Raw genomic sequence first — 8,270 nt, forward strand, 5'->3', positions numbered from 1 at the left:
AGAACAGGAAGTAGCGCTGCGCCATCGGAAGCGCCGTGGCGGGCTCGCAGTGCAGCAACAGGCCGTCGGCGCGCACCGCGTAGGTCTGGGGGTCGACCTCCATTCGCGGGGCATAGGCATTGTGGACCATGTCCTTTTTGCCCACGCCGCGGATGCCCTTCACCGCCACCGCCGTCTTGGCCAGACCGTAGCGGCCCGGCGCGCCGGCCGCGATCGCCGCCTGCGACACGAAGCTCAGCGACGCCCGCGCCAGCGATCCGCCGAAGCTGCCGAACATCGGCCGGTAATGCACCGGCTGCGGCGTGGGGATGGAGGCGTTGGGATCGCCCATCGCGGCCATCGCGATCACCCCGCCCTTGAGGATGAGCGCCGGCTTGACGCCGAAGAAGGCCGGCTTCCAGATCACCAGGTCCGCCCACTTGCCGACCTCGATGCTGCCGACCTCGTGCGACACGCCGTGCGCGATCGCCGGATTGATCGCCAGCTTGGCCACATAGCGCTTCACCCGGCCGTTGTCATGCCGCTCGCTGTCGCCCGGCAGCTGGCCGCGCTGCTGCTTCATCTTGTGCGCGGTCTGCCAGCAGCGCAGGATCACTTCGCCCACCCGGCCCATGGCCTGCGAGTCCGAGCTGAACATGCTGATCGCGCCCAGGTCGTGCAGGATGTCCTCGGCGGCGATGGTCTCCTTGCGGATGCGGCTCTCGGCGAAGGCCAGGTCCTCGGCGATGGCCGGGTCCAGGTGATGGCAGACCATCAGCATGTCGACGTGCTCGTCGAGCGTGTTGATGGTGTACGGGCGCGTCGGGTTGGTCGAGCTCGGCAGCACGTTGGCCTCGCCGACGACCTTGAGGATGTCCGGCGCATGCCCGCCGCCCGCCCCTTCCGTGTGGAAGGTGTGGATGGTGCGGCCCTTGAAGGCGGCCACCGTGTCTTCGACGAAGCCGCTCTCGTTGAGCGTGTCGGTGTGGATCGCGACTTGGGTGTCCGTCAGCTCCGCCACGTCCAGGCAGTTGCTGATGGCCGCCGGCGTCGTGCCCCAGTCCTCATGCAGCTTCAGCCCGATGGCGCCGGCCTCGATCTGCTCGATCAGCCCCTCGGGCCGGCTTGCGTTCCCCTTGCCCAGGAAGCCCAGGTTCATCGGGAAGGCGTCGGCGGCCTGCAGCATGCGTTCGAGGTGCCAGGGGCCCGGCGTGCAGGTGGTGGCGAAGGTGCCGGTGGCGGGACCGGTGCCGCCGCCCAGCATCGTGGTCACGCCGCTGGCCAGCGCCTCCTCGATCTGCTGCGGGCAGATGAAGTGGATGTGCGAGTCGATCGCGCCGGCGGTAACGATGTTGCCCTCGCAGGCGATCACCTCCGTCCCCGGGCCGATGACGATGTCCACGCCGGGTTGCGTGTCCGGGTTGCCGGCCTTGCCGATCGCGACGATGCGGTGGTCCTTCAACCCGATGTCGGCCTTGACGATGCCCCAATGGTCCAGGATCAGCGCGTTGGTCAGGACCGTGTCCACGGCGCCCTGCGCGCGCGTGCGCTGCGACTGCGCCATGCCGTCGCGGATGGTCTTGCCGCCGCCGAACTTCACTTCTTCGCCGTAGCCGCCGGCCTTCAGGGTCAGGTCTTGCTCGACCTCGATCACCAGCGCGGTGTCGGCCAGGCGCAGGCGGTCGCCGACGGTGGGGCCGAACATCTCGGCGTAGGCGCGTTTGCCGATGCGGGCCATCAGAGCGCTCCCTGGATCAGGCCGCGGAATCCCCAGATCTCGCGGGTGCCGCCGACGTCGACCAGCTCGACGGTGCGCTGCTGGCCGGGCTCGAAGCGCACGGCGGTGCCGGACGCGATGTTGAGCCGCATGCCGCGCGCCGCTTCGCGATCGAAGTTCAGCGCGGCGTTGGTCTCGGCGAAGTGGTAGTGCGAGCCCACCTGGATGGGCCGGTCGGCCGCGTTGATCACGGTGAGGGTCACGGTGCGGCGGCCGGGGTTGAGCTCGATCTCGCCCGGGTCGGTCAGGAGCTCGCCGGGGATCATGCGATCACCAGGCGCGTCAGCAGGCCCAGGCCCAGCAAGGCGATCGCGCCGCCGGCCGCGCGCGACCACAGGGGTGCCAGCGCGCGCAGCTTCAGGCCCAGCGCGAGGCCGCCCGCATGCAGCAGCGCCGTCGCGGCGACCATGCCGATCAGAGCCGTGCCGCCGCCGAGCTCGGCGCCATGCGCCAGTCCGTGGAAGACGGCGAAGGCACCGACCAGCGCGGATGCGGCGGCGGCGCTCAGCTTCCAGCGCGTCGCGGCGATCAGGCCAAGCGCGAGCACGGAGGCGGCGACCATGGGCTCGATGCCCGGCAGCGCGGCGCCGACGCCGGCCGCGCCGATCAGCGCGCCGGCCAGGAGCAGGCCCGCGAAGGCGAAGGGCGCGGCCAGCATGCGGCGTCCGGTCTGGGTGAGCGCGCTCCACAGGCCGACGGCCAGCATCGCGGCCAGGTGGTCGAGGCCGGTGAAGGGGTGCAGGAAGCCGGCGGTGAATCCCAGCGAGGCGCCGTGGTCATGGGGCGCATCGCCGGCATGGGCAAAGGCCAGGGCGGGCAGCGCGAGCGCGGCGACAGCGGCGGTGGCGGCGAGCAGACGTCGGGTCATGACGGGTCCTCAGGGAATCGGTTGATGGACGGTGACCAGCTTGGTGCCGTCGGGGAAGGTGGCCTCGACCTGGATGTCGGGGATCATCTCGGGCACGCCGTCCATGACGTCGGCGCGGGTGAGGAGCTCGCGGCCTTCTTTCATCATCTGGGCGACGGTCTTGCCGTCGCGCGCGCCCTCCATCACGGCGGCGCTGATGAAGGCGACCGCCTCCGGATAGTTGAGCTTCAGGCCGCGCGCCTTGCGCCGCTCGGCGAGCAGCGCGGCGGTGAAGATCAGCAGCTTGTCTTTCTCGCGGGGCGTGAGTTCCATGGGGGGACTGCTAGCAAGCACCATGCCGGTGCTGGAGGAAGACCCTCTCCCCTGCCCTCTCCCGCAAGCGGGAGAGGGAGCAAGACAGCGCCGCTCTCCGGCAAGCGGGCGAGGGAGCAAGACAGGCTCCGGCATGTTTCATGCATTTCCCGAGCGCCCCCATGGACACGCCTCTCGCCCCCACCGACGCTCCGCAGCACATCATCAAGCTGCGGCGGGACTACAACGCCTGGGTCGCGCGCGAAACTCTGGAGGACTACGCCCTGCGCTACACGCCGCAGCGCTTCCGCCGCTGGTCGTCCTGGCGCGTCGCCAACACCGCCTTCGGCGCCGCCTCCTTCCTGATCCTCGAAGCCGTCGGCGCCACCCTGCTCCTGCATTACGGCTGGACCAACGCCGCACTCGCCATCCTCGCCACCGGCCTGATCATCTTCCTCGCCGGACTCCCCATCAGCGTCTACGCCGCCCGCCACGGCGTCGACATGGACCTGCTGACCCGCGGCGCCGGCTTCGGCTACATCGGCTCCACGCTGACCTCGCTGATCTACGCCAGCTTCACCTTCATCTTCTTCGCGCTTGAGGCCGCCGTCATGGCCTACGCACTGGAGCTGGCGCTCGACATCCCGCCGCACTGGGGCTACCTGCTCTGCGCGCTGGTCGTGATCCCGCTGGTGACCCACGGCATCTCCGCCATCAGCCGGCTGCAACTCTGGACGCAACCCCTCTGGCTCGCCCTGCTGATCCTGCCCTTCGCCTGGGTCGGCTGGCGCCACCCTGGTGCGTTCGACGGCGTGACGACCCAAGTTGGGTCGCAGTCCGGCACGGCGGGCTTCGACGTGCACGCCTTCGGTGCAGCCCTCACCGTCGGCGTCGCGCTGATCACGCAGATGGGCGAGCAGGCCGATTACCTGCGCTTCATGCCGCGCCAGACCGCGGACAACCGTCGCCGCTGGTGGGCCGCCGTGCTGCTGGGCGGCCCGGGCTGGGTGGTGCTGGGCGTGCTCAAGATGCTGGGCGGCGCGCTGTTGGCCTGGCTGGCGGTCAGCCACGCGGTGCCGCCCGAGCGCGCCGTCGATCCCAACCAGATGTACCTGGCCGCCTACGAGTACATCTTCCCGCAATACGGCTGGGCCGTCGCGATCACGGCGCTGTTCGTGGTCGTCTCGCAGCTCAAGATCAACGTGACCAACGCCTACGCGGGCTCGCTGGCGTGGAGCAATTTCTTCTCGCGCCTGACGCACAGCCATCCGGGCCGCGTCGTCTGGGTCGTGTTCAACACGCTGATCGCCTTCATGCTGATGGAGATGAACGTGTTCGAGGCGCTGGGCCATGTGCTGGGCCTCTACGCCAACATCGCCATCGCCTGGATCATGGCCGTCGTCGCGGACCTGGTGATCAACAAGCCGCTGGGCCTGTCGCCGCCCGGCATCGAGTTCAAGCGCGCCCATCTTTACGACGTGAACCCGGTCGGCGTCGGCGCCATGGCGCTGGCCTCGGTACTGTCGGTCGCGGCCCATCTGGGCGTGATGGGCCCGCTGGCACAGGCCTGGTCCGCGGCGATCGCGATGGTCACCGCGCTGATCGCCGCGCCGCTGATCGCGTGGGCGACGAAAGGGCGCTACTACCTCGCCCGGCCGGCCGCGGAGATCGCGCGCTGTCCCGCGTCGATGGGCGCCGACGTGCTGGACCGCTGCGTGATCTGCGAGCGCGAGTACGAAGGCCCCGACATGGCCCACTGCCCGGCCTATCGCGGCGCCATCTGCTCGCTGTGCTGCACGCTGGACGCGCGCTGCGGCGACCTGTGCAAGCCGCAGGCGAGCCTGGCCGCGCAATGGACCGCCTTGCTGCGCCGCTTGCTGCCTCGCGCGAGCTGGCCCTATCTCGACACCGGCCTGGGCCATTACCTGCTGCTGATGCTGGTGGTGACGCCGCTGCTGGCGACGCTGTTCGGCCTGCTCTATCACCAGCAGCTGCAACAGCTGCCGCAGATCCCGCTCATCGATGCGGCCTCGCAGGATGCGCTGCGCATCGGCCTGCGCGCGGGCTTGCTCAAGGCCTTCTTCGCGCTGCTGCTGGTCGCGGGCACGGTGGCCTGGTGGCTGGTGCTGGCGCATCAGAGCCGCAAGGTCGCGCAAGAGGAGTCCAACCGCCAGACCCAGGCGCTGATGCGGGAGATCGCCTCCCACCGCCGCACCGATGAGGCGCTCCAGAGCGCGCGCCTGCAGGCCGAGCGCGCCCAGGCCTCGGCGGAGGCGGCCAACCAGGCCAAGAGCCGCTACATCAGCACCATCAGCCACGAGCTGCGCACCCCGCTGAACAGCATCCTCGGCTACGCGCAGCTGATGGCGGCGGACGCCTCGCTGCCGCCGCAGCGGCGCCAGGCGGTGCAGGTCATCAAGCGCGGCGGCGAGCACCTGATGCAGCTGATCGACGGCACGCTGGACATCGCGCGCATCGAGGCCGGCCGGCTGAGCTTGGAGCCGGCGCCGCTGCGCTTCGCCGATCTGCTGCAGGAGCTGGCCGACATGTTCGAGCCCCAGGCCGTGGCCAAGGGCCTGCGCTTCGGCTTCGAGACCACGGGCGCGCTGCCCGAATGGGTGCGCGCGGACGAGCAGCGACTGCGCCAGATCCTGATCAACCTGCTGGGCAACGCGATCAAGTTCACCGCCGAAGGCGGCGTCACGCTGCGGGTGAGACATGGCCGCGAGATGGCGACGCTGGAGATCGAGGACTCCGGCCCCGGCATGGCCCCGGCCGAGCTGGCGCGCATCTTCGAACCCTTCGCACGCGGCGCGAGCGCCAGCAGCGCGCACGGCGGCAGCGCGGCGCCCGGCGCCGGACTGGGGCTGACGATCGCGAAGATGCTGACCGAGCTGATGGGCGGCGAGATGTCGGCCACGAGCACGCCGGGCCAAGGCTCCACCTTCCGCGTCCGCCTGTTCCTGCCGGAGCTGCATGGCCGCATTCCCGATTCGCCGCGCATGCGGGCCGCCGCGGCGGCGCAGCAGCGCCTGGGTCTGGAGAGCGCCTCGCCGCGTCTGCTGGTGGTCGACAACGAGGCCGACGATCGTCAGCTGCTGATCGAGCTGCTGGAGCCGCTGGGCTTCACCGTGCGCGTGGCCGCCAGCGGTCACGATGCGCTCGATCTGATCGCCACGGGCTGGGTGCCGGACGCAGTGCTGATGGACTTGGCGATGCCCGGCATCGACGGCTGGGAAACGATCCGGCGGCTGCGGGCGATGCTCAAGCAGGCACCGCCGATCGCGGTGGTGTCGGCCAATGCGTTCGAGCGCGGTCAGGACAACGACGCCGGTATCGCCGCGCGTGACTTCATCCTGAAGCCGGTGCGGCACGATCTGCTGCTGGATTGGCTCACCGAGCGGCTCGCGCTGAAGTGGCGCGCGGTCCCGGAGACGACGGCGCCCGCCGCCGCGCCGCTGGAGATGCCGCCGCCCGAGCGTCTGGTCGGTCTGCGCGAGGCCTTGGCCCTGGGCTACTACCGCGGCGTGCTGTCGCAGCTGGACGCGATCGAGGCGGCGAACGCGGCTTGGCGGCCCTTCTGCGAGCACCAGCGGACGCTGGCGCGGCAGTTCCAGTTTGAAGCGATGCTGCGCATGCTCGCGCGCAGCGAGAACCCTGCATGACGATGAATCCTCCCCTGCCCTCCGCCGTGGCCGCGCTGCTCGACCAGCAGCAGGGCGACCGCGTCCTGGTCGTCGACGACGTGCCCGACAACCTCTCGCTGCTGCATGACGCGCTCGATGAGCACGGCTACACGGTGCTCGCGGCCACCAGCGGCGAGGCGGCACTGGCCAGCGCGCTGCAGGGCCAGCCCGACATCGTGCTGCTGGACGCGATGATGCCCGGCATGGACGGTTTTGAGGTCGCGCGGCGGCTCAAGGCCAATCCGTTGACGGCGCATATCCCCATCATCTTCATGACCGGCCTGACGGAGACGGAGCATCTGGTCGCGGCCCTGCAAGCCGGCGGCGTCGATTACGTGACCAAGCCGCTCGACCCGCGCGCGGTGCTGGCACGCATGCAGGTGCATCTGCAGGGCGCGCGCCAGGCGCGGCAGACGCGGCAGGCGCTCGATGCCTTCGGCTACGCGAGCATCGCGGTGCGGGCGTCCACGGGGCGCCTGCTCTGGCAGACGCCGCTCGCGAGAGAGCTGCTGCAGCTGTACTATGGGACGGTGGCGCCGCAGACGCCGGCGCCGGTGCTCGCGTGGCTGCGCCGCAGCCTGGAGGAAATGGGCGACGCGCCATCCACCCAAGAGCCGCCGCGCTTGAGCGCCGAGCTCGGCGCGCGGCGGCTGAGCTTCCGCCTGCACAACTGCATCGGCGGCGAGGATGCGCCCAGCGGCGCGTCGGGTGCGACGGGCACAACCAGCGCCGTCGGCGGCGACTGGCTGATCGTGATGCGGGAGGTGTCGGACGCGGCGGTGATCCGCTCGCTGGGGCTGGTGTTCAGCCTGACGGCGCGGGAGGCGGAGGTGCTGTACTGGGTCGTGAAGGGCAAGATCAACCGCGACATCGGCGAGATCCTCGGCGCCAGCCCCGCGACGGTGAAGAAGCACTTGGAGCGCATCCACGCCAAGCTCGGCGTGGAGACCCGCACCGCGGCGGCCGCCATGGCCCTCACGCGGGTGAGGGAGATGCATCCGAGTTGGGAGGTGTAGTCATGCCGGTCTGTCGCCGCCATTGCTCCTGACGGACAGCCAGCAACTGAGGCGCGCAGCCTGGCGCGATGGCTTCAAGAAGATCGGCATCGATCGCCTCAAGCACATCGATTCCATGCAGTTGGTAGACGGTCCTTCCCGGTCGGCTCGTAGCCAGCTTGTAGAGCTGCTGGATCCTTCTTCCGAGCCTCTCCGCAGCCGGACCTCGACCAGAGGCAATCGTGAACAGCGCCGCCTTGCCGACTTCTAGGGCCCATTGGGCCTGCGTCACCACATGGGGCCCCTTGAACCTGTCCTCATAGAGTCCGGCAGCATTCTGGATCCGAGCTTCGAGCAGATCGAAAGGATCCATGACTCGAATGATCACGCCCTCGCTCCACTGCGCGCGGACGCTGCGAGCCACCACTCGACGCGTGAAGACGACGCGCTCGCTGAGGGGGCCGAGCGTGAACAGTTGATGTAGCACGTCGATGTTGGCCTCTCGCCCACGGGAGGCCTTCATCTTGATCTGTGCCACCAGCGCCGTCCGGGCGGACTGCCTCGGCTTGATCAGCTTCGCATTGAGCCTGGCGGCCAGCTCATTGGCATCGGGCAAGGTTCCGATGAAATCCGCATCGTTGGATACCACGGCGTTGTTGGAAGAGACCCCGAAC

General features: G+C 69.7%; 7 protein-coding genes. 2 read left to right on the top strand and 5 right to left on the bottom strand.

Translation table 11 applies throughout. The annotated features are described in order from the left end of the window. The 4 genes from ureC to ABDW59_RS24285 all read right to left on the bottom strand — a co-directional run. On the bottom strand, window positions 1–1,717 hold a 1,717-nt coding region (ureC, locus tag ABDW59_RS24270), incomplete at its 3' end, for an urease subunit alpha (protein WP_343634008.1). Beyond that, entirely contained in the window at window positions 1,717–2,022 is a 306-nt protein-coding gene (locus tag ABDW59_RS24275; protein ID WP_343634010.1) for an urease subunit beta, read from the bottom strand. The genes ABDW59_RS24275 and ureC, both read right to left, overlap by 1 nt. Beyond that, window positions 2,019–2,624, bottom strand: a complete 606-nt coding sequence (locus ABDW59_RS24280; RefSeq protein ID WP_343634012.1) for a HupE/UreJ family protein — start codon at window positions 2,622–2,624, stop codon at window positions 2,019–2,021. The genes ABDW59_RS24275 and ABDW59_RS24280 overlap by 4 nt, the downstream gene beginning before the upstream one ends. A gap of 9 nt (window positions 2,625–2,633) precedes the next feature. Further along, window positions 2,634–2,936: an urease subunit gamma gene (locus ABDW59_RS24285; protein WP_067068808.1), complete on the bottom strand. Its 303-nt coding sequence runs from the start codon at window positions 2,934–2,936 to the stop codon at window positions 2,634–2,636. A 161-nt stretch (window positions 2,937–3,097) separates the two neighbouring features. On the opposite strand from ABDW59_RS24285, the gene ABDW59_RS24290 reads away from it, so the two are divergent. Together ABDW59_RS24290 and ABDW59_RS24295 are read left to right on the top strand one after the other, a co-directional pair. Then, window positions 3,098–6,580, top strand: a complete 3,483-nt coding sequence (locus ABDW59_RS24290) for an ATP-binding protein (RefSeq protein WP_343634015.1) — start codon at window positions 3,098–3,100, stop codon at window positions 6,578–6,580. Window positions 6,581–6,582: 2 nt separating this feature from the next. Then, window positions 6,583–7,617 carry a response regulator gene (locus tag ABDW59_RS24295; protein ID WP_343634017.1) on the top strand — a complete coding sequence of 345 codons (1,035 nt, stop codon included), beginning with the start codon at window positions 6,583–6,585 and terminating at the stop codon, window positions 7,615–7,617. Here ABDW59_RS24295 and ABDW59_RS24300 read toward each other — a convergent pair. Further along, on the bottom strand, window positions 7,577–8,270 hold a 694-nt coding region (locus tag ABDW59_RS24300; RefSeq protein WP_343634019.1), incomplete at its 5' end, for a hypothetical protein. The two genes, ABDW59_RS24295 and ABDW59_RS24300, sit on opposite strands and share 41 nt — an antisense overlap.

It is taken from the genome of Roseateles sp., from assembly GCF_039595295.1.
Classification (GTDB): domain Bacteria; phylum Pseudomonadota; class Gammaproteobacteria; order Burkholderiales; family Burkholderiaceae_C; genus Roseateles.